Annotated in this window: 16 protein-coding genes and 1 pseudogene; 10 read left to right on the forward strand and 7 right to left on the reverse strand. The window is 67.2% G+C overall.

Annotation, left to right across the window (positions count from 1 at the left end):
• Window positions 1-81: 81 nt before the first annotated feature.
• Together GA0070617_RS08855 and GA0070617_RS08860 are read left to right on the forward strand one after the other, a co-directional pair.
• Window positions 82-2,271, forward strand: coding sequence for an MMPL family transporter (locus tag GA0070617_RS08855; protein ID WP_091435521.1), 2,190 nt, complete (start codon window positions 82-84; stop codon window positions 2,269-2,271).
• A gap of 65 nt (window positions 2,272-2,336) precedes the next feature.
• Window positions 2,337-3,503 carry an alkaline phosphatase PhoX gene (locus tag GA0070617_RS08860; RefSeq protein ID WP_091435522.1) on the forward strand — a complete coding sequence of 389 codons (1,167 nt, stop codon included), beginning with the start codon at window positions 2,337-2,339 and terminating at the stop codon, window positions 3,501-3,503.
• Here the strand turns inward: GA0070617_RS08860 and GA0070617_RS08865 are convergent.
• Window positions 3,473-4,420, reverse strand: coding sequence for a YhjD/YihY/BrkB family envelope integrity protein (locus tag GA0070617_RS08865; RefSeq protein ID WP_091435523.1), 948 nt, complete (start codon window positions 4,418-4,420; stop codon window positions 3,473-3,475). The two genes, GA0070617_RS08860 and GA0070617_RS08865, sit on opposite strands and share 31 nt — an antisense overlap.
• 51 nt (window positions 4,421-4,471) lie before the next feature.
• Here GA0070617_RS08865 and GA0070617_RS30460 point away from each other — a divergent pair, with 51 nt between their 5' ends.
• Entirely contained in the window at window positions 4,472-4,627 is a 156-nt protein-coding gene (locus GA0070617_RS30460) for a hypothetical protein (RefSeq protein ID WP_175440473.1), read from the forward strand.
• A gap of 98 nt (window positions 4,628-4,725) precedes the next feature.
• Here GA0070617_RS30460 and GA0070617_RS08870 read toward each other — a convergent pair whose 3' ends face one another.
• A complete protein-coding gene (locus GA0070617_RS08870) occupies window positions 4,726-5,163 on the reverse strand; it encodes a hypothetical protein (RefSeq protein ID WP_091435524.1) in 438 nt (145 codons plus the stop codon).
• A gap of 612 nt (window positions 5,164-5,775) precedes the next feature.
• Here GA0070617_RS08870 and GA0070617_RS08875 point away from each other — a divergent pair.
• Entirely contained in the window at window positions 5,776-6,081 is a 306-nt protein-coding gene (locus GA0070617_RS08875; RefSeq protein WP_091435525.1) for a helix-turn-helix domain-containing protein, read from the forward strand.
• A gap of 592 nt (window positions 6,082-6,673) precedes the next feature.
• On the opposite strand, the gene GA0070617_RS31025 is transcribed toward GA0070617_RS08875, so the two are convergent.
• The 4 genes and pseudogenes from GA0070617_RS31025 to GA0070617_RS29815 all read right to left on the reverse strand — a co-directional run bounded on the left by GA0070617_RS31025 (window position 6,674) and on the right by GA0070617_RS29815 (window position 10,145).
• On the reverse strand, window positions 6,674-7,528 hold the full coding sequence (locus GA0070617_RS31025; RefSeq protein WP_217628778.1) for a hypothetical protein: 855 nt from the start codon (window positions 7,526-7,528) through the stop codon (window positions 6,674-6,676).
• 612 nt (window positions 7,529-8,140) lie between these two features.
• On the reverse strand, window positions 8,141-8,488 hold the full coding sequence (locus GA0070617_RS08885; RefSeq protein ID WP_091435526.1) for a hypothetical protein: 348 nt from the start codon (window positions 8,486-8,488) through the stop codon (window positions 8,141-8,143).
• Between the two features lie 371 nt (window positions 8,489-8,859).
• A pseudogene (locus tag GA0070617_RS32365) lies at window positions 8,860-9,375 on the reverse strand (Hint domain-containing protein); the annotation flags it as partial.
• A 383-nt stretch (window positions 9,376-9,758) separates the two neighbouring features.
• The gene (locus GA0070617_RS29815) at window positions 9,759-10,145 is read right to left on the reverse strand and encodes a hypothetical protein (protein WP_139135624.1); all 387 of its coding nucleotides are present in this window, start codon (window positions 10,143-10,145) and stop codon (window positions 9,759-9,761) included.
• Between the two features lie 444 nt (window positions 10,146-10,589).
• On the opposite strand from GA0070617_RS29815, the gene GA0070617_RS08895 reads away from it, so the two are divergent.
• Entirely contained in the window at window positions 10,590-11,852 is a 1,263-nt protein-coding gene (locus GA0070617_RS08895; RefSeq protein ID WP_091435527.1) for an IS256 family transposase, read from the forward strand.
• 106 nt (window positions 11,853-11,958) lie between these two features.
• Here GA0070617_RS08895 and GA0070617_RS08900 read toward each other — a convergent pair whose 3' ends face one another.
• Window positions 11,959-15,156 (reverse strand): DNRLRE domain-containing protein, encoded by a 3,198-nt coding sequence (locus GA0070617_RS08900; RefSeq protein WP_091435528.1) that lies wholly within the window; start codon window positions 15,154-15,156, stop codon window positions 11,959-11,961.
• A gap of 448 nt (window positions 15,157-15,604) precedes the next feature.
• Between GA0070617_RS08900 and GA0070617_RS08905 the strand changes: the two genes are divergently transcribed.
• The 5 genes from GA0070617_RS08905 to GA0070617_RS08920 all read left to right on the forward strand — a co-directional run bounded on the left by GA0070617_RS08905 (window position 15,605) and on the right by GA0070617_RS08920 (window position 25,895).
• Window positions 15,605-23,410, forward strand: a complete 7,806-nt coding sequence (locus GA0070617_RS08905; protein ID WP_091435529.1) for a ricin-type beta-trefoil lectin domain protein — start codon at window positions 15,605-15,607, stop codon at window positions 23,408-23,410.
• Between the two features lie 323 nt (window positions 23,411-23,733).
• Entirely contained in the window at window positions 23,734-24,120 is a 387-nt protein-coding gene (locus tag GA0070617_RS29820; protein WP_139135625.1) for a hypothetical protein, read from the forward strand.
• 409 nt (window positions 24,121-24,529) lie between these two features.
• Window positions 24,530-24,811, forward strand: a complete 282-nt coding sequence (locus tag GA0070617_RS08910) for a DUF6881 domain-containing protein (RefSeq protein ID WP_091435530.1) — start codon at window positions 24,530-24,532, stop codon at window positions 24,809-24,811.
• Window positions 24,812-25,281: 470 nt separating this feature from the next.
• On the forward strand, window positions 25,282-25,467 hold the full coding sequence (locus tag GA0070617_RS32370) for a deaminase domain-containing protein (protein WP_139135626.1): 186 nt from the start codon (window positions 25,282-25,284) through the stop codon (window positions 25,465-25,467).
• A 2-nt stretch (window positions 25,468-25,469) separates the two neighbouring features.
• Window positions 25,470-25,895 carry an SMI1/KNR4 family protein gene (locus GA0070617_RS08920; protein WP_091435531.1) on the forward strand — a complete coding sequence of 142 codons (426 nt, stop codon included), beginning with the start codon at window positions 25,470-25,472 and terminating at the stop codon, window positions 25,893-25,895.
• Window positions 25,896-25,901: the final 6 nt, after the last annotated feature.

Raw genomic sequence — 25,901 nt, forward strand, 5'->3', positions numbered from 1 at the left:
GGGAGGGCTCCGCGCGTAAGAAGGGGACCCTTCTCTACCGTATGCGTTAAGAAGGGGCCCTTCCTTTCCTGGAGGCGATGGATGTTCGGGTGGTGGGGACGGACGGTGGTGCGCGCCCGCTGGGGTGTGCTGGCCGCCGCGGTGGCGTTGGTGGTGCTCGGCGCGACCTGGGGTACGGGCGTGTTCGGGCAGCTCTCCGGGGGTGGGTTCGACGATCCGGCGAGCGAGTCCAGTCGGGCGGCGGAGCGGATCACCGCCGAGTTGGGGCCGCAGGGCGCCGACCTGATCGTGCTCTGGTCGGCGCGGGACCACAGCGTCGACGACCCGGCCTTCCGGGAGCCGGTCGCGGCCACCGTCGCCGGGATCCGCGAGCATCCCGCCGTCGCCAGCGTCACCACCTGGTACGACACCCAGGCCCCGGCGTTGGTCTCCACCGACCGGCGGGCCACCTACGCGCTTGTGCAGTTGGCCGCCGGTGACGAGGACGGCAAGCTCGCCGGGTACGAGCAGGTGCGTCCGCAGCTCGACGCGTCCGGTCTGCGTACCGAGGTCGGTGGGGCGGTGGCGTTCCTGGAGACGGTCAACACGCAGACCACCCGGGACATCTTCCGCGCCGAGTTGATCTCCATGCCGGTGCTCCTGGTGCTGCTCGTGTTGATCTTCGGCGGGTTGGTCGCCGCCGCGATGCCGCTGCTGATCGGCGGGGTGGCCATCCTCGGCGCGTTCGTCGCGGTCCGGTTGGTCAACCTCTTCACCGATGTGTCGATCTTCGCGATCAACGTGATCACGCTGATCGGGCTGGGGATGGCCGTCGACTACTCGCTCTTCGTGGTCAGCCGGTTCCGGGAGGAGGTCGCCAACGGTCGGGGCACGGCCGACGCGATCGCCCGCACCATGGTCACCGCCGGCCGGACCGTACTGGTCTCCGGGTTGACCATCGCCCTGGCCATGGCCAGCCTGCTGATCTTCCCGCAGGCGTTCCTGCGGTCCATCGCCCTGGGCGGGATGGCCGCGGTGCTGGTCGCCATGCTCGGCGCGCTGACCGTGCTGCCGGCCCTGCTGGTGGTGCTCGGGCGGCGGATCGACGCGCTGCGGGTGCCGTTGCCGTGGCGGCGTCGGGGTGCCGGCCGGCCGGCCGAGCCGGGCACCGGCGCGTGGGCCCGGATCGCGCACAGCGTGATGCGCCGGCCGGTGCCGTACCTGCTCGGGGTGACGGTCCTGCTGCTGGCCCTGGCCACCCCGTTCCTGCGGGTCGAGTTCGGTGGGGTCGACGAGCGGGTCCTGCCGGCCGACGCCGCCCCGAGGCAGGTGGCCGAGCGGATCGCCGGCGACTTCCCCGGTGGCAGCATCGCCCCGATCGACGTGCTGGTCTCCGGCGCGTCGGCGCAGACCGTACAGGCCTTCTCCGACCGGATCGCCGCGCTGCCGGGGGTGACCGGGGTGACCCCGACGGCGAACCGGGGCGACTCGACCCTGCTGGCGGTCAGTTACCCGGGCGAGCCGACCGGCGAGGAGGCCCACGACACGGTCCGGGCGCTGCGGGCCCTGCCCGCGCCGGACGACGCCGAGGTGCTGGTCGGTGGGCGTCCCGCCGCCGACCGGGACCTGCTGGACAGCCTGGTCGACCGGCTGCCCTGGATGGCGGTGCTGATGGCGGTGGCCATCCTGGTCCTGCTCTTCCTGGCCTTCGGCTCGGTGCTGCTGCCGATCAAGGCGGTGTTGATGAACCTGGTGTCGATCGGGGCGTCCTTCGGTGTGGTGGTCTGGATCTTCCAGGACGGGCACCTCTCCGAGCTGCTCGGCTTCACCCCGACCGGCTTCATCGAGCCGACCAACCCGATCCTGATGCTCGCCGTGCTCTTCGGCCTGGCCACCGACTACGAGGTGTTCCTGCTCTCCCGGGTCCGTGAGGAGTGGGACCGTACCGGGGACAACACCGCCGCGGTCGCCGCCGGACTGCAGTACACCGGGCGGATCATCACCGCCGCCGCGTTGCTGCTGATCGTCGTGGTCGCCGGCTTCGCCACCGGCGGCATGACGTACCTGAAGCTGATCGGCATCGGGATGATCGTGGCGATCGTGGTCGACGCCACCCTGGTCCGGATCCTGCTGGTGCCGGCGACCATGCGGCTGATGGGTCGGTGGAACTGGTGGGCGCCGGGCCCGTTGGGCCGGGTCTACCGCCGGTGGGGGATCCGGGAGGCCACCGACGAGGAGCTGGCGGCCGACGCCACGTCGACGGCGGAGGGTCACTCGACGTTCACCCGGTAGTGGGGTTGGTCGATGCCCGGCAGCCCTAGGGTCACCTCCGGGCATCGACTCACCGGGAGGCCGGAATGGACCGTCGTACCGTGTTGCGCGCCACCGTCCTGGGCGCGGGGACCGCCACCTTCGCCGGGGCCCTCTGGCAGCAGGCGTTCGCCGCCGTCGCCCAGCCCGGCCCCAGCCCGTACGGGGCGCTGCTGGCCGCCGACGCCAACGGCATCCAGTTGCCGGCCGGTTTCACCAGTCGGGTGGTCGCCCGCTCCGGGCAGCGGGTCGGCGGCACCTCGTACGTCTGGCACCGGGCCCCCGACGGCGGGGCCTGCTTCGCCGCCGGCACCGGCTGGATCTACGTCTCCAACTCGGAGATCCCGCTGACCGGCGGCGCGTCGGCGATCCGGTTCGCCGCCGACGCCTCGATCGTCTCGGCGTACCGGATCCTCGGTGGCACCAACGTCAACTGCGCCGGTGGCGCGACCCCGTGGGGTACCTGGCTCTCCTGCGAGGAGGTGCCGCTCGGGCGGGTCTTCGAGACCTGGCCGGACGGCAGCCGGACGGCCGAGGAGCGGACCCGGATGGGCCGGTTCACCCACGAGGCCGCCGCCTGCGACCCGCACCGTCAGGTGGTGTACCTGACCGAGGACGAGCCCGACGGCTGCTTCTACCGGTTCGTCCCGGACACCTGGGGCGACCTGCGGACCGGTCGGGTGCAGGTGCTCTGCGCCCCGGCCGACCAGGTCGCCGGGCCGGTCACCTGGCGTGACGTGCCGGACCGCGACGGCGTCCCGATCCCCACCCGGCTCCAGGTAGGCGCGGCGAAGCACTTCAACGGCGGTGAGGGCTGCTGGTACGACCGGGGCACCTGCTGGTTCACCACCAAGGGCGACAACCGGGTCTGGGCGTACGACGCGGTCAACCAGCGCATCGACCTGGCGTACGACGACGACCTCGTGCCGGCCGGCACCGCGCCGCTGACCGGGGTGGACAACATCACCGGCACCGGCGGCGGGGACCTCTACGTGGCCGAGGACGGCGGCAACCTGGAGATCAACATCATCACTCCCGCCGGGGTGGTCGCCCCGATGCTACGGATCGTCGGGCAGGACGGCTCCGAGATCACCGGCCCGGCGTTCTCCCCGGACGGCCGGCGGCTCTACTTCTCGTCCCAGCGCGGCATCTCGGGGGCCAGCAGCGGCAGCGGCGGCATCACCTACGAGGTGACCGGCCCCTTCCGTTCCTGACCTGCGGTTCCGCCGGCCGACGGGCGGGGCGGTCCGGCGGTGGCCTCGTCGCCGGCCGGCCGGCGGGGCGGTTCGCCGGCCGGGGCGACCCGGGCGCGACCGGCCCGCCAGGCCGACAGGGCCAGGGTGGCGGAGTAGCCGGCGAGCACGATCACGTGGAACAGGTACAGCCAGAGCAGCACCGCCACCCCCGCGCCGATCTCGAAGAACCCGCCGAACGGCACGCCCAGGTCCAACGGCAGCGAGCAGAAGAGCACGAAGCCGTGCAGGAAGCCGGAGAGGTTCGCCGCGGTGAACGAGCCGACGCCGAGCGAGGAGAGCCAGTCCGGCGAGGCCGGCCCGACCACCCGGAACACCCAGAGCAGCACCGGGGTCAGCACCAGCCACACCCCCAGGAACGACAGCACGATGCCGCCGAAGGCGACCCAGCCGCCCTGCTCGACCAGCCGGGTGGTGGTGGGCAGGGCGATCAGGATGCTGAGCAGCAGGGCCGGGGCGGGGGCGAGCAGGGGCAGCAGCAACAACCGGCCCCGCCAGCCGACCAGCGACTCGTCGTGGTGCGGCCGGGCCACCGAGACGAACGCCCGGCGCAGCCCCTCGCCGTACAGCGAGGCGGGCAGCAGCGAGGCCAGCGCCAGCAGCGGGGTCAACTCCACCCCGGCATTGACCAGCGCGTCCACCGCCCGGGGCGCGCCGATCGCGTCCGGCAGGGTCTGCACCGCGTACGAGGTGAGCCGGCGGACCCGGTCCGCCCCGGCGACCAGCCCGGTCAACCAGATCGCCAGCAGTGCCACCGGCACCACCGCGATCGCCCCGTAGAAGGTGATCGCCGCCGCGTGCAGCGACAGGTCCCGACCCCGTACCGGCCGGAACGCGGCACTGGTGATCCGTTTCGTCCGCTGCCATGCGCTGCCCATCGCGCGGTAATTCCCCCTCGGCTGCCACGCCACTCATTAAGATCGCCCGCCATGAGCGTTGTCACCACCGAGCGACTCGTCGTGCGGGACTGGACCGACTCGCACGCCGGACCGTACGGCACCTGGGCGGTCGAGGTACGCGACACGGCGGTGGTGGTCGGCGCGGAGCTGGAGACCTTCGTTCGGCAGAACCCGGACGGGGCGTAGCCGGTCCGTCGACCGGAACCCGGCGCCGGTCTCGGTCACCGGGTTCCGTGCCGACGGTGGTGCTCAGCCGGCCCGGTCGATCACCGTGTCGTACCCGGTCATCTGGCCCGGTGCAGGACGTTGCGGTCGTGGTCCTGCTGCTGCTCGTGGTGTTCGTGGTGGTCCTGGTGGTCGAACGGCCGGCTGGGCTCGCTCCTGGGGATGTCGTGGCGTTCCCGCCACTCCTGCCACTCCCGCTCCTCCTGGTGGCGGTAGCTGGCGATCGCCGACAGGCGCAGCGCCGCGACCTGCCCGGCCGTCAACGGCCGCAGGGTACGCGCCAACGCCAGGGCCCGGCACGCCTCCCGGTACAGCGGCGAGGACTGCAGCCCGTGGTCGGTGAGGATGCCGACGACCTGGTTGATGGCCTGGATCTCGCGGACACGATCCAGTCCGGCGGGCGTCGTCCGGTCGGTGAGGTCCGGCCGGGTCGGCGCATCCAGGAGCGCGTTCGCGCCGGTGCGTTCTCGGTGCTGCATGCTGTGGTACACGGTCATGTCGGGGCCCCTCCCGGACGTTGGTCGACGTTGCTCCCCACCTACGTTCCGCGTTCAACGCCGGTTCGACGGAAACCCGTACGAAATCTGTGGCCCACCTCATCGCCACGAAACGCCGGTGACGGTGGACAAATGTTCGCGCGGTCTTTATCAGTGCTGTCGGTACGGGTGTCTTGGGTCACTCCGTCGCGCGGGTCGAATGGGCATCATGGCCCCTGTCGAGCTGAGTCGGTAACCACATCAGGCCGTTGTCGTCGGTGCCCGAGAATATAAGCACCACTTATGTTCGTCGCGAAGCCGCAGCTCAGGCGGCATCTACCGGGTCGACAATGGTGGCTCTGCCGCCACCTTCTACCCCCTTCCGCGGCACCCCGGCCACGGAGTTCAGCGGGCCGCCTGCCGGGCGCGACCCGGGCGGGTGCCCTCCTATGGTTGATCGGTGGAAGGGCGGCCCGTCGAACCGAGTGAGAGAGTTTCGTGTCCCGGCTCACTGTATCGACCGGGATGCGTAGCATTCTCGCGTTCCCATGTGGTTCGGGGCTCGCTTTTCCGCCCGGTTACCGAAACGCCTGACCAGGCCGAGGAATCAACGGCAAGGGGGCATGTGAGCAGATGACCGCTCCGGTCAGCGGCGCGCGGTTGGCCGAGATCCGCCGGCACCTCGGCATCACCCAGACCCAACTGGCCGGGGCCGCCGGGCTCTCCCAGGCCCGGATCAGCCAGATCGAAAGCGGCGCGGTGACGAACCTGGCCACACTGCTCGCCTACGTCACCGGCCTCGGCGGCCACCTCGACGTGGTGGTCCGGATCGGCGACCTTCATCTCGACGTCGCCGGAGAACGGGCGCGCGGGTGCCCGGCGACCGACCCGGGGCAGGCAACCGCACCGGGTCCGGCTCTGCCGCCGCCAACATCCTGAGTCGTCCCCGGCATCCTGGGTCGTCCCCCGACATCCTGGGTCATCCCCGACATGAGCTCGACAGCGCCGGCCGGTGCCGCGCCGGAGCACGTTCCGGCGGGCAGGCAGTCGGTGGCGAGCAACGGCTGGTCTACCCGGTCTGCTGGTCGCTCAGTTGGGCGGACCTCGTCGGCCTTGAATCGCGGGCAGGAAGCTGACCCAGGCGTCGCCCGGGGGCCGCTCCGGTCCTTGTTCGTCCGGTACGCCCGACCGGGCCGCCGCCGAAGCGCGCCTCACCGCAGTTGGCGTTGTCGGGGCTGCGGTTCGGTGTGGACCAGCCACGGTCGGTGGGGTGGACGGCTGCGGCGGTGGCGACGTCACGTCCGGTGCAAGCCCCCAGAGCCGCCGGCAGGTCGTCTGTTGTGACGCCTTGTAGCGCTGCGGGTAGTTGCCGTCACAGATGTTGCGCACCTACCAGGATGTTGTCCCCACGAACCCGCCCGACCTGGCGTCGGCCATCGGCGCTGAGGACACGCCCGTCCTCATGTCTTGACAATTAGGTCCGAGGAGCGGCGCACTGCGAGGAAAGTTGGCAAACTTCGGCAGTTTGCTACTACGCACCGACACCACCGTTTCGACTTGCCAGGAAAAGGCCGGTGTCGCAGAAACGTCGCACGTCAGAGTAGGCCACAGGCCATTCGGATATACGATTTCCATTCTCGTCCATAACAGAATGCGGTTCGACAGAAAGCCATGGCTTGTCCGGATCGAAGGCCGCACTCAGCTCCTGGAGAAAGATGATGGCGTTCTGCACGAGGACGGTATCGCCAATCCGATAGAGGGGCCAACAGTTTACAAAATTTCCTTTTTGTGGATCGACCATGGATGCAACGAGGCACGCCACAGCATTCTCGGAATCCTCCAAGAGTGCTAGCGCCCGCTTCCAACTCGCAACATACTCATCAACACTCCAATAACTCAAACCCATCGGGAACTTCTCCCGGAAACCTCCAACACTGATCAGGCCTATCGCTTCATCAGCTGAATCGAATCCGGACAACGGGGGCCACCCAATAGCCCGAATGGCGAAATTGTCATTCTTTGAGGTAGTTGAGGTCTGCATCATACGTTCCGATCCGTTGGCCTCTTCGCCTCCGCAGTTGTGAACCAACACCGGAGCCGTGCCGGCGAGTACATGGTACGTGTGGGTGTTGGCGACGGTGGAGCGTTGGGTGGTGTAGCGGGTGATGACGGTTATCTGGACGTGAGTGCCGGTGCTGTTCTGGAGCCACGGTCCGGCTTTCAGCTTGGTGGCGTCGATCCATTGGCGGAGGTCGGGTTGCCAGAAGGGGTGGTTGTCGGTGTCGGTGCCGTGGTCGCCGTCGGTGGCGATGGTGCCGCTTCTGATATATGGACCCGCCAAAACCGGCGCGACGGCGCGACAACCGGCTATCCGAGCATATTCCATCAGCTATTAAGACCGTGGTCCCCTGCACGAAATTGTTCGTCCGGCAACTACCTCCCTTCGACGCCGCCGAACCACCACCACGAGACGGATTGCCAATACAACGCGCATTCCTTTTTTCCGTACCACCCCACCATAAAGCTACCGAACAAGCTAGTTCCGATCACACGTTTAGTGCATCCAGACTAACGCGACCGCCGCTTCAACGCGGATCATCCAAGTGCAGAGATGTGTCGATCATGTCTTCGACTGCCGCTTTAAGCCATTCCCAAAAACCTGAGAAAACGGCGCCTATCTCTGAGCCGGCACTTGCAAAATCGTGAACAATCAAAACTCTTCCTGCCACACACTCTGCGCTAGAACGGAGCACGGCGCACGGACGTCATCAGCATCTTGACGCTCCGCGAAACAGAGCATTTCTTTTCCGGGGTATCTTTCGTTCTCTGCCAGGTTTCTAGCGGCAACTTGCTCATCAGCTGTGATCGAGATCCAGGGGTCTAGAGCCGCATGAGCCCCAGGGGGGTTCCATTCGTCAAACCCGGAAGGAAGTCGCGCAACTCAGCATCCCATTGATCTAGCATCTTATCTGATTGACTTCTATTTGAACAAGGAAATCTAACCGCCGCCACCCTCTATCCGGTCAGCCTGACCCTGCAGTTCATACGCATACACATCCCAATCGGGGCCGAACGACAGAAGGTCAGCCGCTGCCTCCCGCAGGATCGCCACGTCAGTGGGGAGCTGAAGGCAGGCCAGCCTAAAAGCCAGGTTCCGAGCCCACGGGGGCATCGCCATCCAGTCTTCAGTCGCAATTTCACGTAGAACGGACACAATCTCATCAGCTGAGGCAAAAGTGACTCGCTCGACAAATGTCCGCATCGCACCGACCTTGTCGTTCAGCCCGCTTTCTTGACTAGCGACGATCAGTTTCCTGGCAGCTACATCGAGGTCATGCATCGGCATCGCCGCACCTCACTCCCAGCTGTGGTTCCAGTAGGTTGGAACATTGAATGCGCCATCGGCGTATTGGTCACACCATACCCAATCTTGGCGCCACCCACGTTGACATATCTTTCGACGGGCCCTCTGAAGCCGGACGTACTTGGAACTGGAATTTGACCTCCGCTCGCTCTGAAGGCATTCACGTCACGAGCAATCGCGGTCTCGACTTGATCTGCCGTCAATGTTGTGCTTCGAAGATCATTCATTCCGCTAGGACCTTCATGAGCGCAATTAAACCCATGACCGATATTGAATCTCTAGGTCTCACCATCGATTTCTGCGGTACGCCGAAGGTCAAGCCCTGCACCCTTCGAAACAAAATTGATGCATCCACCGGTGTTGTGTACGAGGACCGGCGTCGTGCCGGCTATCACATGGTACGTGTGGGTGTTGGCGGTGGTGAGGTTGTGGACGGTGGATCGTTGGGTGGTGTAGCGGGTGATGGCGGTGATCTGGATGTGGGTGGCGGTGCCGGTTTGGAGCCATTGGCCGGGGTTGAGGTCGGTGGCGTCGACCCATTGGTTGAGGTCGGGGGCCCAGAAGGGGTGTCTGTCGGTGGCGGTGATGTCTGCGGTGTGGGTGCCGTGCTCGCCGTCGGTGTCGATGGTGATGGTGACGAGGTGTTTGGTGCCGGTGCCGGTGCCGGTGCCGGTGCCGGTGGCGGTGGCGGTGGCGGTTTAGGTGTGGCCGGTGTCGGGGTCGGTGGCGATTACTTGGTCGCCGGTGTGGACGTCTTCGATGGGTTTGGTGGTGCCGTCGGCCATGAGGACGTGGGTGCCGGGGGTGAAGCTGTTGCTGGGGTCCTGGCAGGGTCCTCCGGTGGCTTTGCCGTTCCCACCGCCGCCGCTGGTGCGCGCGCACACTGTTCGGGACGAAGCCGGGCCGCGCGCACGCGCTACGGCCTACGGTCCCGCGCGCGCCAGGATCGCCGCAGCCCACTGCCCAGCAGTGCAGACGATGAGCCGGTCGAGGCCGAGGACAGCTTTCACCAACCGTGTTGCACGAGCGGCTCCGCACCCAACGTCGCCACCGTCATCCCCCACGCGATGACTTATCGCCTGACGCCTGAAGCCGCGCCCCATTGGCAAGTCGTCGACGATGGCCGATTACCGGTGAGGCGTGTCGGCAACCGTGACGGCAACACGAGCGGACCGCTACGCACCCTGAGACTCATCGCCCACTCTCAGTGATCGGTGGGTCGCGATCATGGTTGAGCGCTCACTGTATCAAATCACTCGATCTCTATGATCAAATTCCCACCAGTAGAACCAACTAGCAATTGCCGGCCGCCCAGCACGAACCGGACTTCAAAAAGCTCCGCAGCGTCATTGTGTCGGGGGACCACCTCGCCAACTTCAAAGCTCAGGTCAGAAAGTTCGGGAATCACAATCCTAACCCTCTCTTCGGGCAGCCAGAGATATTCCGGCACAGCGATGTCAGACCTGAGTTCTACTGTGAGACTCCAGTCGGTCCAAACCGTAAGCGTTAAGGACCGGTCATCGGAGAAAACCAGCTGGACAGCTTCAAGTGAACCATCATCGCCACATATTCTGACAACCTCGAAGATCTTACAACCTTGCACGTCAAGCGCGTCCGCGCCCTCAGCTAGTAGCGCCATTCAAGTCACCCTCACCCGCTACCTACACCCGCAAGGGATTTGAGTGGCCCCATTGAACCAATCGTTACCGCTTGCGCCTGGGAACATGGTCACAAAGCTTCCATCACCGCGCGTCACAAGAAGATCCTCGCCTTTCCGGTAGAACCAGTAATCGGTCCCCCCGCCATTCTCCGGATTCCAAGAACCACGCAAGCTCAGGGTGAGTAAGTCGGCACCTCGCGTAACTCCGGTCCCGCTGGCCCAGCTGCGGCACTCGGCGGCCCCGACCAGGGACTTCATCGAGGCCTACGATCAGACGATGGGCGGCTGAACGCCCAACCGGATGTCCCGTGTCCGGGAACCCGGACGCACACCCCGACGCGACGGGACTGCGTAGATTTCCGTGTTTGACCTGGGTGTGGTCCGTTGGACAGGACGTCGATCCTGTCCAGGAAGGACCACGTCATGGCAGACAAGAAGAATCCGGTTCAGCTTCCGGGGCCGTCGGTGGCGGAGCGGGAGTTCGCCCAGCAGTTGGTCGAGCGGGCCAAGGCCGACGGAGTCTCGTTGGTCGGATCGGGTGGGCTCCTCGCCGGGATTACCCGCACCGTCCTGGAATCAGCGCTCGACGCCGAGTTGGACGCCCACCTCGACGACGCCGGTGTTGACGAGGAGACCGGTCGGCGGGTCAACATCCGTAACGGTCACGGGGTGAAGACGGTGCAGACCGAGGTCGGGCCGGTGCGGATCCAGGTCCCTCGGGACCGGGCCGGGTCGTTCACCCCGCGGATCGTGCCGAAACACGCCCGCCGCCTTGACGGCTTCAACGAGGCGATCCTGTCGTTGTACGCGAAAGGGTTGACGACCGGGGAGATCTCCGCGCATCTCGCCGATGTGTATGACGCCGAGGTGTCCCGGGAGTTGATCAGCCGGGTCACCGACAGTGTCCTGGCCGACATGGAAGCGTGGCGGCAACGCCCCCTGGACCGGATCTATCCGGTGGTGTTCATCGACGCCCTGGTGATGAAGATCCGCCAGGGGCAGGTCGCGAACCGACCCGTCTACGTCGTCGTGGGGATCAGCCTCGACGGGGAACGCGACGTGCTCGGCATGTGGGCCGGCACCGGCGGTGAGGGCGCCAAGCAGTGGGCCGCCTACCTCACCGAACTGCGTAACCGGGGCGTCGAGGACGTGTTCATGGTCTGCTCCGACGGACTCAAGGGCATGACCGACGCGATCGAACAGGTGTGGCCGCTCGCGGTGCATCAGCAGTGCGTCGTCCACCTCGTCAGAGCCAGCCTGCGCTACACCAACCGCAAGGACTGGCAGAAGATCACCCCCGCGTTGCGGGAGATCTACACCGCGCCCACGGTGGCCGCCGCCGAGACCCGGTTCGAGGCGTTCGCCGCCGAGTTCGGCGACCGCTACCCGGCCGTCATCAAGCTGTGGCGCCAGTCCTGGCCCCAGTTCGTGCCGTTCCTGGACTACAACCACGAGGTCCGCAAAGTCCTCTACACCACCAACATCATCGAGTCCCTGAACGCCCGGTTCCGGCAGGCCGCCCGCCGCCGCGGGCATTTCCCGACCGAGCAGGCCGCGATGAAGGTCCTCTACCTCGTCGTCCAGCAGAAACGCCGGGGCGGCGGGAGTATCACCGGCCGGGTCTACGGTTGGGCCAAGGCCCTCAACGCCCTGATCCTGGCCTACAGCGACCGGATCACCATCTAACAACCTCGATCACACCACAGGCCCAAACACGGAAATCGCCACACTCCCGACGCGACGGGCCCGAGCAGGAATCTGCTCGGGCCAGTTCGTTCGCCGATGGGTACGGTCAGCCGAAGGACTTCATGCCGCTCCAGTCCGAGCCCAGTACGACCTTCACTGCGGCACCCGTGCTGGTACGGGAGGGGTAGTAGAGCCGGATCTGGCCGTCGGTACCGGAGCGGGTCCAGAAGTCGGGCACTCCGTCCCCGCTGACGTCCGGGATGGTGATCAGTGCGCTGATGTTCGCCTCCGACCATCCGGTGCCGTAGGAGACGTCGCCGTCGCGGGAGGCGGCGGCCTGCTTGAGGGAGTTGAGGTCAACGCTGCCGGGGACCGGGCCCGGCCGGCCGTGGCGGACGTACATGTTGCCGTTGTCCAGGTTGCGCCAGAGGAGGTCCGGGGTGCCGTCCTGGTCGATGTCGGCGACGTTTGCGGCGTCCCGGCGGGCCCAGGCGGTGCCCTCCATCAGGGTGGCCTCCTGGAAGCTGGCGCCGGTGTAGCCGGAGAGGGCCCACAGGGCGGTGCCGGCCCGGACGAACAGGTCCGGCAGGGTGTCGCCGGTGACGTCACCGACTGCCTTGAGCTGGGTCCAGGTCGCCGGGTCCGGTGCGTTGGCAGGCAGCAGGACCCGTAGCCGGCGGTCGACGTCGAAGCTGCCGTAGCCGTCGCCGGGGTAGAGCCAGAACCGGCCGTCGGGGGTACGGGCGAACAGGTCGGTGGAGCCGTCGCCCGGGTACGCGTCGGCATGCTTGGTGATCAGGGCGGCTTTGCCGGTGGCCGGGTCGTACCAGTGGCCGGACGGGTTCAGGGTGTTGTCCTTGGTGTACGAGGCGGCGAGCCAGGAGTAGATCTCGCCGCCCTCGTCGCCGACGTAGTTGCGCAGGTTGCCCTCGGGTGTCACCACGAACAGGTCGGGGATCTGGTCGCCGGTGGTGTCGCCGGGCTGGTCGGCGGTGTCCCTCGGTGGTACGTAGAAGGTGTAGTCGGTGCGCACGCTGCGGTTGCCGGCGGCGTCGTAGGCGTACACGTGCAGGGTGTTGGGGCCGGCGTGGCGTGGGCGGAGGCCGGTGACGGTGGCCTCGCCGCCCGAGGCGGGGACCGGCTCGCTGCCGATGCTCTCGAAGGAGTACGTGAAGCTGGTCGCGCCAGCGGCGGTGAAGCGGACCGTGCCGGTTCCGCCGAACTTCACCGTCGACCAGGTGGCCCCGTCAGGGGTGGCCTCCAGGAACTGTTCGCTGGAGACGTCCGGTGCCGGGGGTGCCGAGGCGTCGATGGTGAAGCGGCAGGGTTCGGTGCCGGGTGGGTAGTACGACGAGTTGGCGTTCGAGTGGTCCTCGGCCCGGACGTCCCAGGAGTAGGTGGCCTGGTCCACCAGGGAACTGGCCTGGATCGTCAGGGACGCCTTGCCGGTGCTGCTCGTGGTGACGAGGGTGCCGGCGGGCACCGTGGTGCCGGTGCGCCAAAACCGGAACCGCAGTCCCTTGAGGTTGCCGTCCTTGTCGGAGGCGGTCGCCGACAGGGTGATGGCGGTGCGGGCGATGGTGGCTCCGGCACCGGGGCCGGGTACGCAGGCACCACCGGGCGAGGTCCGGCCGTCCTTCGGCTCGGTCGGCGGGGTGTTGTAGACGACCTCCAGCTCGGCGCTGTTGGCCCGGAACTTGCGCCAGGTGAGGGTGTCGGACTCGCTGGTGGCACGCATGCCCAGGGTGATGCTGCCCCACCCCTTGCTGGCGGCGGCCCTGGCAGCGTCGAGGACGGTGAAGCTGGCGTAGTCCTTGTCGCAGTTCGAGGCGTAGCCGTGGGCGAAGGACCTGCGCTGTTGGAGGGTCTGCCACTCGGGTTGTTTGTTCCAGGTGGTGCTGGAGGAGATGGCCCCGGTCAGCCAGAGCTGCATCTCCCGGGCGGTGCAGGACCAGGAGTGGGTGTTCTCGACCCGGAAGGTGGCCTCGCTGACCGTGGCACCCTTGATTCGGCTGTCGAAGTTCATCCGCCAGAAGGAACGAGTCAACAGCGGGGTGTCGCTCTCGTAGCCGACCCGGGCGACCGAGGTGCCGGAGTTGAAGTTGGTGCTGTAGAAGGTGTTCGTGTTGGGGTGCTGTTTCAGGATGGTGGCCCAGGACTGCAGCCCGCTCTTGAGGGTCGGGTCCAGGAAGACGGGGAAGGTCGTCTCGGCGTCGGTGAGCAGTCCGGTGGCGGCGGCGTCGAGGTGCAGGCGGGCCTCGCCGGTGCCGTCGCCGTCGAGGCGGGTGGTCATCGGTGCCTGGCGGGCACCGGGCTCGGCCCCGGTGAGCCCGGAGAGCTGTAGCACGTCGGCGGGGGTGGCCACGGAGGTTCGCGGCGGCACCTCGGGGGAGGAGGGTTCCCGGCCGGCGGAGTCCCAGGCGTAGGGGCTGGGGATCGAGCTGATCTCCTTGCCGCTGTCCGGGTCGAGGACCATGACCCCGTGGGTGGCCTGGTCACGCTGGAACACCGCGCTGGTGGAGCGCAGTCCGTAGGTCAGCGAGGCGACCGCGCCGGTGGTGGCGGGAGTGTTGTTCTTGACGATCAGCAGTTGTCCGAAGCCGCCCTCCTCGCGGGCGACGACGAGCAGGTCCACCCCGGGGTGTACCTCGGGGTAGAGGGCCCGGGGGCCGTCGAGCACCGGCGCCGGCAGGGGACCGGGCCACAGGTAGCTGACGGTGTGCTCGCCGATCTGCACCTCGGCCAGGACCGTGTCGGCGGGCTCGGCGGCGGCCTCGGGCTCGGCTTCGGTGTGGGCGACCGGGAGCAGCCGCAGGGACTGGGTGGTGCCGCCGGGCTTTTTCCGGTTCCCGCCCGGTGCGGGGGTGCCGCCGGAGAAGCGGACCGGGGTGGGCGCGTTGACCGGGCGGATGTCGAGGCCGTCGGCGGTCTGCCCGGAGCGGGTCAGGGTGGTGTCGACCGCTGCCCACCCGCCGGTGTCGGTCTTCAGCCGCCGGGGCAACGCGGAGATGGTGGTCCGCAGCTGTCCACTGGGCAGCGCCCAGGTCTGGGAGGTCTCCGTGGTCTCGGTCTCCACCACCACCTCCTGCCCGGTACGGCGGGCCTCGGCCATCGCGCTCGCATGGTCACGTTCGGCGACAGCCGGAGCTGCCGCGGTGGCCCGGTCCCGCCCGACCCGGGGGTCCTCGGGTCGCAGCCAGAACGGCAGCGCGGCGGCGAGCAGGGCGGCCAGCAGGAAGCCCATGGTGCACAGCAGCCGGGTGCGCGTACGCACGAAGGGTTCGATCAGGCGTGGCGCGGTCACGGCGGTCTACTCCCGTGGGGGCCGGCGGACAGGGATGGCAACGACGGACAGCCCATCCGGCGGGGGCCGTGGGGGCAGGACGCGGGGCACACGATCGCACGCCACCGATCGATCGCGTTAGCGTCGCCAGGTTTACCTTTTCGTGATCATCACGCAGTGGTGATCGACGGTTACGCCCGCGAGATCGAGCTTTTGCGCCATTTGTCGCAGGTCAGCTAAGGGAAGAATCTCCACAAGTCCACTGTGGGAGAAAGTTCCGGCACGCGAGGTTGAGCCGTGATTTGCCGGTGACAGAGGTCACTGCCGCGAGGTCGACATCACTGAAGGTGACCTTGAGTTGCTGCCCGTGTTGGTCGACAGTGCTCAGACGCATGCCGTGCCCGGCGTGTGCTCTCGCGGCCCTGCCGCGGGTCTCCTTTCGTCTGCACGCCTGGGTGGGAGTCGACGTATGCCTGGAACCGGTTTGCTGCTCCGACGGCGGCCCGGCCGACCCGACCCGGCGACCACGAGCCGGCTGCCCTGGTCCCGCACCCGCACGGCCATCGCCCTGGCGCTCTCGACCACCCTGCTGGTCACGCTGGTGCCGGCCGAGGCGTGGGCGGTGCCCGGCCCCGGGATGAGCCGCACCGGGATGCCTGTCGAGTTGCCGGAGATCCCGACCATGGTGCACGTCGACCGGGACGAGGAGGCCGACAGCGGGTTGGCCACCGCGGCCGAGGTGCCGGTGGTGCCGTACGAGCCGGAGGCCGTCGAACCCTGGCAGGCCGACAGCGGCGCGGTCGACCTGACCGGGGCCGCTCCCGGCGTACCCCTGCCGGTGGAGGACCTGCCGGTCGCCCTGGGGGTGCCGGCGGGCGGTGACCCGGCCGACCTCGTCGGCACCTGGACGGTCGACCTGGCCGCACCGGAGGCCTCCCAGGCCGCCGGGGTGTCCGGTCTGATCATGAAGCTGACCCCGCCGGCCACCGCCGACCCGGCCGCCGAGGTGGCGCTCACCGTCGACTACACGCCCTTCGCCGACCTGTACGGCCCGCAGGCCGCCGACCGGTTCGGCCTGATGCTGCTGCCCGACTGCGTCTTCGACGACCCCGACGGCGGTGACTGCGCCGCCGACCCGGGTGGGGCGGCCCCGCTGCGGGTGTCTCCCTTCCAGGTACCCGGCCAGGACACCGAGCCGGCCATCTCCAGCGAGGTGGAGCTGGTCCCCGCCGACGAGGCACCCACCACCGCCGGGGACGACGAGCCGACCCGGCGGATCGTCAACGGCCGCGTCTCGGTCGCCTCCCTGCTCACCGGTGCGGGTGGCCCCGCCGCCCGCGCCGCCAACCCCACCGGTTCGGGAGTGGTCGGGGTGCTGGACACCGGGGCCTCGGCCGCCGGTGACTTCACCGCCACCCCGATGCTCTCCTCCGGCTCCTGGGCCGCCGGTGCCTCCTCCGGCGCCTTCACCTACGGGTACCAGGTGCAGGTGCCCGAGGCGGCCGGCGGTCTCCAGCCGAAGATCAACCTGGGGTACTCCTCCCAGTCGGTCGACGGGCGTACCTCGGCCACCAACAACCAGGCCTCCTGGATCGGCGACGGTTGGGACTACAGCGCGGGGGCGATCACCCGCAGCTACGCCAACTGCACCCAGGACTCCAAGAAGGCCGGGGCGAACAACGCCACCCACCGCACCGGCGACTTCTGCTGGGGCTCGAACAACGCCACCCTCTCCCTCGGCGGTGCCACCACCGAGCTGGTCTGGGACGCCGACGAGGAGACCTGGCTCACCGCCAACGGTGACGGCTCCAAGGTGGAGCTGGTCAAGGACACCGGCAAGGCCAACGGGGACGCCGACGGCGAGTACTGGGTGGTCACCACCCGCGACGGCACGCGGCACCACTTCGGCCTGCACCGGCTGCCCGGCTGGACCTCCGGTGACCCGGTCACCGACTCGGTGCTCACCGTCCCGGTGTACGGCAACCACGCCGGTGAGCCCTGCTACCAGGCGGGCAACTGGAAGGACTCCGGCTGCACCCAGGCCTGGCGGTGGTCGCTGGACTACGTCGAGGACATCCACGGCAACGCCATGAGCCTGTGGTGGACCAAGGAGACCAACCACTACGCCCGCAACTTCAACTTCAAGGACCCCGTCCGGTACGACCGCGGCGGCTACCTCAACCGCATCGACTACGGCCAGCGGCGCAGCACCCTCTTCTCCGCCGCACCGCTGTCCCAGGTCACCTTCTCCGTCGACGAGCGCTGCTACGCCGAAGGGTCCCTCACCTGCACCGAGGCCAACTTCACCAGCACCCAACCCGCCAAGTACCGCATCTGGTACGACACCCCGGCCGACCTGCGCTGCGCCGCCGGCCAGAAGTGCTGGAACGCCTCGCCGTCCTTCTTCACCCGCAAGCGCCTCGACCGGATCACCACCTGGACGCAGCGGCAGCCCGGCAACACCGCCCGACAGGTCGTCGACGAGTACCAGCTCAAGCAGGCCTTCCCGATCCTGCGCACCGGCCCCAACACCGCCCTCTGGCTGGAGTCGATCACCCGTACCGGCTACGGACGCGACGGCGGCACCGACAGGATCAGCCTCAACCCGGTTCGGTTCGAGTCCAACACCGAGGACATGCCGAACCGGGTCAGGAAGGACAACCGGCCCGGCTTCTCCCGGCTGCGCATCGCCCGCGTCATCAACGAGTACGGCGGCGAGACCGTCGTCACCTATCGGCAGCCCACCGGCGGCTGCGCCACCGGCACCGGTCTGCCCGGCAAGTCCGACACGGCCGCCCTCAAGTCCAACAACCGGCTCTGCTACCCGGCATTCTGGCACCCCGACCCCTCCGCCGAAGAGATCGACTGGTTCCACAAGTACGTCGTGGAGAGCGTCGAGGAACTGCCCGTGATCGAAGGCCCGGCGGCCAACACCATCACCCGGTACGCCTACGACGACCCGGGGTGGAAACTCGCCGAACAGGAGTTCACCAAGAAGTCCACCCGCACCTACTCCCAGTTCGCCGGCTTCGCCCAGGTCACCGTCCTGACCGGGGAGGACGACGAGCGTGACGGCAGCCGGCGGACCAAGGCGGTGGCCCGCTACTTCCGGGGCATGGGCGACACCGTCTCCGTGCCGGACGTGACCGGCGCCGAGATCGCCAAGGACCGCGAGGCCTTCGCCGGCCGGATCGCCGAGGAGCTGACCTACCGCGAGGCCACCGACGCCGACACCGACTGGCTCACCCGCAGCGTCACCTACCCGGAGGCGCGGGAACTCGGCAGCCGCAACCGCGACGACGGGCTCAGCCCGCTGCGGGCCTGGCGGGTCACCGAACCCCGTACCCGGTCGTTCACCAGGTCCTCCGGTACCGGCGACGACACCCGCACGCTGCGGACCGTCGAGTCGAAGACGACCTACGAGACCACCTACGGCCTGCCCACCCTGATCGAGTCCCTGGGTGACACCGGCCGCACCGGTGACGAGTCCTGCACGTCGGTGCAGTACCTGCACCGCACCGACAAGCACCTGATCGGGCTGACCCAGCAACTGCGTACCAGCCCCACCACCTGCGCCGCCGCCGACTTCGACACCCTGAGCACCCTCGCCTCGGCCAGCCGGACCGGCTACGACGGCGCCGCGTACGGGACCGCCCTGGCCGCGAACACCCGGGGACTGGTCACCCAGACCTGGTCACTCAAGGGCGACGGGACCGGCTACCAGTCCGACGGCACCGTCGCCTTCGACGCCCTCGCCCGGGTCACCGGACGTACCGACCCCGACGGCAGGACCTCCACCACCACGTACACCCCCGCCACCGGGCAGGCCTTCCAGGTCGAGGAACGCAACTCCCTCAACCACCGCCAGCTCCAGGAGATCGACCCGGGACGGGAGGTGGTGCTGCGCAGCACCGACCTCAACGACCTGGTGAGCGAGGCCCGCTTCGACGCCCTCGGCCGCCTCGTCAAGGCCTGGGGACCCGGCCGGAGCACCACCGCCACCCCGGACTTCGAAGCCGGGTACGTCGTCGAGACCGGCAAGCCCTCGTACGTCGTCACCAAGAGCCGGGGACACGAGAACCGGATCGACACCTCGGTCACCATCTACGACGGACTCGGCCGGGAACGACAGACCCAGGAGGCAGCCATCGGCGGCGGCCGGCTGATCACCGACACCTGGCACAACAGCTCGGGCGAGGTGTGGCGTACCCGCAACGCCTTCTACGCCGACGGCGCACCGAGCGGCACCCTGTTCACCCCGGCCGCCGACACGGCAGTGCCCAACGCCACCCAGTACGCCTACGACGGCCTCGGCCGGGTCGTCGAGGAGATGCCGATCCACAACGGCGACGAGGTGCCGCTGCGGGCCACCCGGTACAGCTACGGCGCCGACCACTCCACGGTGATCAACCCGTCCGGGGCGGCCTCGTACCGGCTGTTCACCGACGCCCTGGGCCGCACCACCCGGGTGGACACCTTCACCAACTCCGCCCGTACCGAGTTCACCTCGATGCGCTACGAACACGACTCCCGGGGCCAGTTGGCCAAGGCCACCCACTCGGCCGACCCCACCCGCCCCTGGACCTGGAGCTACGACCACCGAGGCCGGCTGGCCAGCGCCACCGACCCGGACAGCGGCACCACCACCGTCGGCTACGACCACCGGGACCGGCAGACCACCTCCACCAACGCCCGGGGCGTCACCGTCTGGAACGGCTACGACGAACTGTCCCGCCCCACCCAGCAGCGCCTCGGCGGCAGCACCGGCACCCTGCTCGGCCAGTACACCTACGACACCGCCAGCCGCGGCAAGGGCCTACCGGCCACGGCGACCCGGTACACCGACGGCCTGCCGTACACCCAGTCCGTCGGCGGCTACACCGAGGACTACCAGCCGACCTCGACCACCCTGACCCTGCCCGCGTCGATCGCCTCCACCTGGGGCCTGGCCACCTCCTACCGGTACGACCACACCTACACCGACACCGGGCAGCCCGAATCGGTCACCCTTCCGCCGGTCGGGGCCCTGCCCAGCGAGAAGATCCTGGTCCGCTACACCGCCGACGGGTTGCCGCTGTCGGTCTCCGGCAAGGACTGGTACGGCGCGGAGACCGTCTACTCCCCGTACGGGCAGGTGCTGCGCTCCACCCTCGGCGCCCAGCCGCACCGGGTCTGGACGATGGCCTCGTACGACGACGCCAGCGGCGCGCTCACCGACCAGCAGGTCTACCGGGAGAAGACGGGCGACACCAGCCGGGTCGCCGGGAACCTCGTCTCGCACCGCTCCTACGGGTACGACAACGCCGGGAACGTCACCGCGATCCGGGAACGGGCCACCGGAATCCACGAGCGGCAGTGCTTCACCTACGACGCGCTCGGCCAGGTGAAGAAGGCGTGGACCTCGGCCGACCAGGTCTCCTGCGCCGCCGGCCCGGCCGGCTCGGGTGGTACCCCCAACGTGGCCGCCGGCCCGGACGGCGCCGGTTACTGGCACGAGTACTCCTACGACCTGCTCGGCAACCGGACCACGCTGGTGGAGAAGGACCTCACCGGCGACACCACCAAGGACGCCACCTCCACCTACGCGTACGGTCGTACCGACGGCAGCCAGCCACGCACCCTGACCCGGGTCACCAAGGAGTACGTGACCCCGGCCGGTGCGGAGATCACCGCCGCCGCGCAGCGCCTGTACGAGCTGACCGGCGAGACGAAGTCGGTCACCTCGGTCGACAACGGCGACGAGCAGACCCTGACCTGGACGCATGACGGGCAGGTCGAGCGGATCACCGGCCAGGGCAGCAAGGGCAGGTCCCCGTACGTGGGTGTCGCCGGGAAGTGCCTGGACCTGACCGGCGGGCAGGCGGTCGCCGGGCAGCCGGTCCAGCTGTGGTCCTGCAACAACACCGCCGCGCAGAAGTGGACCTTCACTCCCGCCCCCGGTCAGCCGGACTCCGACGTCGGGGCCCTGACCATCTACGACGACTGGTGCCTGCAACCCGCCGGCAGCACCGCCGGATCGGTGGTGCAGTTGCAGAAGTGTGTCGGCGGAGTCGGGCAGCGGTGGGAACGTTCCTCCACCGGCCAGTTGAAACACCTCGCGTCCGGCTTGTGCCTGGCGGTGCAGGGCACGGCCACGGCCGACGGCACCCCGACCGTCCTGACGGCCTGCGTGGGCGGGTCGGCCGCCCAGCGCTGGGAGGCGCAGCTCGACACCCGGCACATCTACGGCCCCGACGGCAGTCGGCTACTGACCATCAAGGGCCGGCAGGCCACCCTCGACCTCGGTGAAGCCCAGGTCACCACCCAGACCGGCGGGACGCTGGTCACCACCCACCGCTCCTACTCGGCCCCCGGCGGCAGCGTCCTGCGCTACGCCCACGGCACCAACCCCTCCGCCCTGGCCGCCATCGCCAGCGACCACCAGGGCAGCCCCTACGCCGAAGTCGTCCTCAACGGAGGCATGACCCCCCGCATCCGCAAACAGGACCCCTTCGGTAACCCCCGCGGCACCGCCTACCTGGCCACCAACACCGAAACCAACACCGGGTTCCTCGGCGCCGTCCGCGACGACGCCTCCGGCTACACCCCACTCGGCGCCCGCCTCTACGACCCCACCGTCGGCCGGTTCCTCTCCGCCGACCCCATCCTCGACCTCGCCGACCCGTTGCAGTCCAACGGCTACGCCTACGCCCACAACAACCCCGTCACCCACTCCGACCCGACGGGCCTGTCCGTCTCCCTCACCCCATCGGAAACCGCCACCGCCCTCGCCGGCATAGGCCTCTCCGCAGCGCAGGTCGCCCAGGCCAACGCCGACATGGGCAAAAGCGTCACCTCCATCATCCTCTCCGTGGCATGGGACGTCCTGAAGGACTTCCTCGGCATCAACGCCGCCCTCGGCTGCTTCGGCGGCAGCGCCTTGTCCTGCGTCGACCTCATCTCCAGTTTCAACCTGGGGTGGAAAGCCGCCAGAAGTGGGATGAAGATCCTCTTGGCGGTACGACGCACCTACAACGCCATCCAAGCCCTACACGAAGCCAAACGCCGCGCCGAGAATATCCTCCGCATCGCAAAATCCGCTGAAGCGGCAGCACTCGCCGCCAAGAAAGCAGCCATCGAACGCGCCAAGAAAGCAGCCCAGGCAGCAAAGAAGAAAGCCGCCGAAAAACTCAACACCACCAGCAACCGCGCCGTCAACCAAGCCAAAAAAACCGGCAACCCCGTACACAAACGAGCCCAAGCAAACTCCAACCCCAAAGCCTCGTCGGCCGCCTCAAACAACGGTGGCGGGACAACCGGAGGTGGCGGGAAAAGCGCCGGCGGCGCAGGTGGCAAAGCAACCTCCAAGCCAGGAGGGACCTCCGGCGGAGGCAGCCGCTCCAACGGCGGCACCAGCGGCGGCGGTGGGAACGGCAAAGCCACCGGAGGATCCTGCAAGGACCCCAGCAACAGCTTCACCCCCGGCACTCAGGTCCTCATGGCCGACGGCACCACCAAGGCCATCGAAGATGTTCAACCAGGTGACCAAGTAGCCGCCACCGACCCCGACACCGGCAACATCGAGACCGAAACCGTCACCGCCGCCATCACCGGCGAAGGAACAAAGAACCTCGTCGCCATCACCGTCGACACCGACACCGACCACGGCTCGGTCACCGCTGACATCACCGCCACCGGCGGCCATCCCTTCTGGGTGCCGGAACTTAGCCGGTGGATCGACGCCACCGACCTCACAGCCGGACAGTGGCTCCAGACCAGCGCCGGCACCCACGTCCAGATCACCGCCATCGCCCGCTACGCCACCACCTGGGCCACCGTCCACAACCTCACCACCACTAACACCCACACGTACCATGTACTCGCCGGCACCACGCCGGTCCTCGTACACAACTGCGGGGGCCGGGAAAGCCTTAGCGACAACAGCTACGAATGGGACCATGACGAGACTGGTAGTCTTCTTTATGGTGATGTTGATGCCGACGGTGGATTAACTCTACTGGCCGACATGAAGAACAGCCCGGTGAGAGGGCAAGTGATCTTTAGGCGGATGATGGATTCGCTAGGCAGCAAGGTGCAAACAATCAACGGAAACCTTGTGGATGAGAACAAGGCGTCGTTCGCCGCAGCACTTGCGGGCGGAAACACGCCGGAGCAGGCTGCATGGATGACCTGGACCGGAAAAATGGCTCAAAGGCATGGCTTCACGAAGCTGTTGCATGTAGACCAAGGAGTCTCTGGAGGGTCCCCTGTTCGGCTGAAGTTCGGTAGGCCGTGATGCCTGGCGCGGGAGAGTGGCGTCATATGTTTCGTGCGTCGATTGATTCTGGTGGTGGACTAGTTGATATTGCTCGGATGATCAGGATTCATGGACGGTCTGGTCAATATATTCAGGCAGCAGCGGCATTGCGGCAAGAATTTGGGTTCAAGATTGTTGAAGCCTTGACTGTTGTGGGTTGGGCTGAAGGGAGTGACGACAGCGAAGCATCTCTGTTGGAAATGTGCCGCAAGATACAAACGGAAGTTAAATAGTGCTTCATCTCGGGGCTGTTCAATCGTGCGATCCGTTGATTCCGAGGATTTGTCGGGCAGGGCAAGGGCGTGGCGCTACTAGCTGAGGGTGCGGACGCGCTTGACGTGCAAGGTTGTGAGATATTTGAGGTTGTCAAAATATGTGGCGATGATGGTTTACTTGAAGCTGTCCAGCTGGTTTTTCTCGATGACCGGTCCTTAACGCTTACGGTTTGGACCGACTGGAGTCTCGCAGTGGAACTCAGGTCTGACGTCGTTGTGCCGCAATATCTCTGGCCGCCCGAAGAGGGGGTTAGGGTTGTGATTCCCGGACTTTCTGACCTGAGCTTTGAAGTTGGTGAGGTGGTCCCCCGATTTAATGACGCTGCGGAGCTTTTTGAAGTCCAGTTCGTGCTGGGTGGCCGGCAATTGCTAGTTGGTTCTACTGGTGGGAATTTGATCATAGAGATCGAGTGATTCGATACAGTGAGCGCTCAACCATGATCGCGAGCCACCGATCATTGAGAGTGGGCGATGGGTTTCGGGGTGCGCAGCGGTCCGATCGGTTGCCGTCACGCCTCATCTGTAGTCGACGATCGTCGATGACTTGCCGGTGGGGTGCGACAGCTTCAGGCGTCAGGCGATAGGTCATCGCGTGGGGAATGACGGTGGCGGCGTTGGTGCGGAGCCGCTCGTGCAACACGGTTGGTGAAAGGTCTCCTCGGCCTCGACCGGATCATCCTCTGCACTGCTGGGCAGTGGGCTGCGGCGATCCTGGCACGCGCGGGGCCGTAGGCCGTAGCGCGTGCGCGCGGCCCGGCTTCGTCCCGAACAGTGGACCGCTGGATCTGACTGGGCGCATCGTCCGCTCTGGGAGGAATCAGGAATGAGGTACGTCAAGGTTCTGTGGGAGCATGAATTCCCCGATGATCCTGTGCTCTACCTCAGCGAACTCGGCGAGGATGGCTACGAGGTTCGTAAGGTTCAGCTCTATCGCGACGGAAGGTCCGAGTGGGCCGACGGGCATCATGAGACGGCGACGGCTGGCCTCTCGGAGATTCCCTTTCCGTCGGTTGAGGAAATTTCGAGCCAGTCCGCCTGTCGAGCTGAGCTGATAACCTCAGAGGAGTTCGAGCGTGCTTGGAGTGACGCGCGAGCCAAGGCCTAGCCTCTAGGTTTAGCATGACCGAGGAGGCCAATTATTAACGCGCGCTGGATTTTAGGCCAGCTTGCTCAGTTTTCGTTACGGCGTAAGTGTGAAGCGGGCATCGGAAAATACCGGTGCCCGCTTTGTTCTGCCCCTGCCTGTGGCTTGGCCTGCCATTTCTGCCCGGTGATTCGATTGTCAGAAACGTAATCAAGGTGCTTTGGAGTGCGCCTGGGGGCGTGGCTGTCCGGCTTGGTTGCGACGCTCCGCGCAGCGGTACGGCGTCGATCCCCGGAACCGCCCGCCTGGTTCGCTACGTGAGGGGATCGTTTCGGCTCCGGCTGGCGTTTGGGCTGTTGGTCGGTCAGCTCGGTGTTGCCGGCGTACGCGCGGGGCCGAAGGCTGTAGCGCGTGCGCGCGGCCCGGCTGCGGCCGGGCCGCTCTTGATCTTGTAGTGCAGTTTTGAGTCAGTCCGATCTTGGTCGAGGGCCTTGGTCCGGCTGGCTAACTACTGCTTCGGCGCGCGGTCACGGCTGCTGCGGGACGCTTGGCGGGCGGCGAGGGCTGGTCGCCTTGGTCTGTATTTTGAGCGTGAAGTATGTCCTAGCTGCTCATCGGTGCTTGATCAGTTCCGAGGGGGGTTCCCTGGGATTCAAGTAAATGTGAGTTGGGGGTAGCGATGGGGTCGATTGCGGAAGACCTGGGCGTGGCCCTTGACGGCTGCCTTGGGCTGTCTGACGACGATATTCAGCGTGTAGCAGAGGACCAATCTGTCGGCCGACTGCCTGGTCGATATGTCGAATTCCTGCAAGTGATGGGCCGAAAGGCAGGAAGGCTGCTGGCGGGAACCGACGCGTTCTATCTGGATATCCTTGGCCTGAAGCAAGAAGCGTCAGATGTTCTGGCGGAGAACAGTGTTGGGGATCTTATTCAAGACGGGTCTGTTGTATTCGCAATGCATCAGGGCTGCCAGGTCTATTGGCTTCCTGGTTCCGCACTCGATGACCCTCCGGTTTTCATGTACCAAGAAGGCGACCGGGGTGTTTCTAAAGTGTGGGGTTCCTTCACGGAGTTCTTGCGCTATGAGCGTGCGCGGCTTTCGTGAAAGGGT

Origin of the sequence: Micromonospora yangpuensis, from assembly GCF_900091615.1 — a bacterium.
GTDB lineage: Bacteria > Actinomycetota > Actinomycetes > Mycobacteriales > Micromonosporaceae > Micromonospora > Micromonospora yangpuensis.

Excerpts from the sequence above, each read along its gene's own strand:
- GA0070617_RS08855 (WP_091435521.1), top strand. The coding sequence starts at position 82 with ATGTTCGGGTGGTGGGGACGGACGGTGGTGCGCGCCCGCTGGGGTGTG.
- GA0070617_RS08860 (WP_091435522.1), top strand. The coding sequence starts at position 2,337 with ATGGACCGTCGTACCGTGTTGCGCGCCACCGTCCTGGGCGCGGGGACC.
- GA0070617_RS08865 (WP_091435523.1), bottom strand. The coding sequence starts at position 4,420 with ATGGGCAGCGCATGGCAGCGGACGAAACGGATCACCAGTGCCGCGTTC.
- GA0070617_RS30460 (WP_175440473.1), top strand. The coding sequence starts at position 4,472 with ATGAGCGTTGTCACCACCGAGCGACTCGTCGTGCGGGACTGGACCGAC.
- GA0070617_RS08870 (WP_091435524.1), bottom strand. The coding sequence starts at position 5,163 with ATGACCGTGTACCACAGCATGCAGCACCGAGAACGCACCGGCGCGAAC.
- GA0070617_RS08875 (WP_091435525.1), top strand. The coding sequence starts at position 5,776 with ATGACCGCTCCGGTCAGCGGCGCGCGGTTGGCCGAGATCCGCCGGCAC.
- GA0070617_RS31025 (WP_217628778.1), bottom strand. The coding sequence starts at position 7,528 with ATGGAATATGCTCGGATAGCCGGTTGTCGCGCCGTCGCGCCGGTTTTG.
- GA0070617_RS08885 (WP_091435526.1), bottom strand. The coding sequence starts at position 8,488 with ATGCCGATGCATGACCTCGATGTAGCTGCCAGGAAACTGATCGTCGCT.
- GA0070617_RS29815 (WP_139135624.1), bottom strand. The coding sequence starts at position 10,145 with ATGGCGCTACTAGCTGAGGGCGCGGACGCGCTTGACGTGCAAGGTTGT.
- GA0070617_RS08895 (WP_091435527.1), top strand. The coding sequence starts at position 10,590 with ATGGCAGACAAGAAGAATCCGGTTCAGCTTCCGGGGCCGTCGGTGGCG.
- GA0070617_RS08905 (WP_091435529.1), top strand. The coding sequence starts at position 15,605 with ATGCCTGGAACCGGTTTGCTGCTCCGACGGCGGCCCGGCCGACCCGAC.
- GA0070617_RS08910 (WP_091435530.1), top strand. The coding sequence starts at position 24,530 with ATGAGGTACGTCAAGGTTCTGTGGGAGCATGAATTCCCCGATGATCCT.
- GA0070617_RS08920 (WP_091435531.1), top strand. The coding sequence starts at position 25,470 with ATGGGGTCGATTGCGGAAGACCTGGGCGTGGCCCTTGACGGCTGCCTT.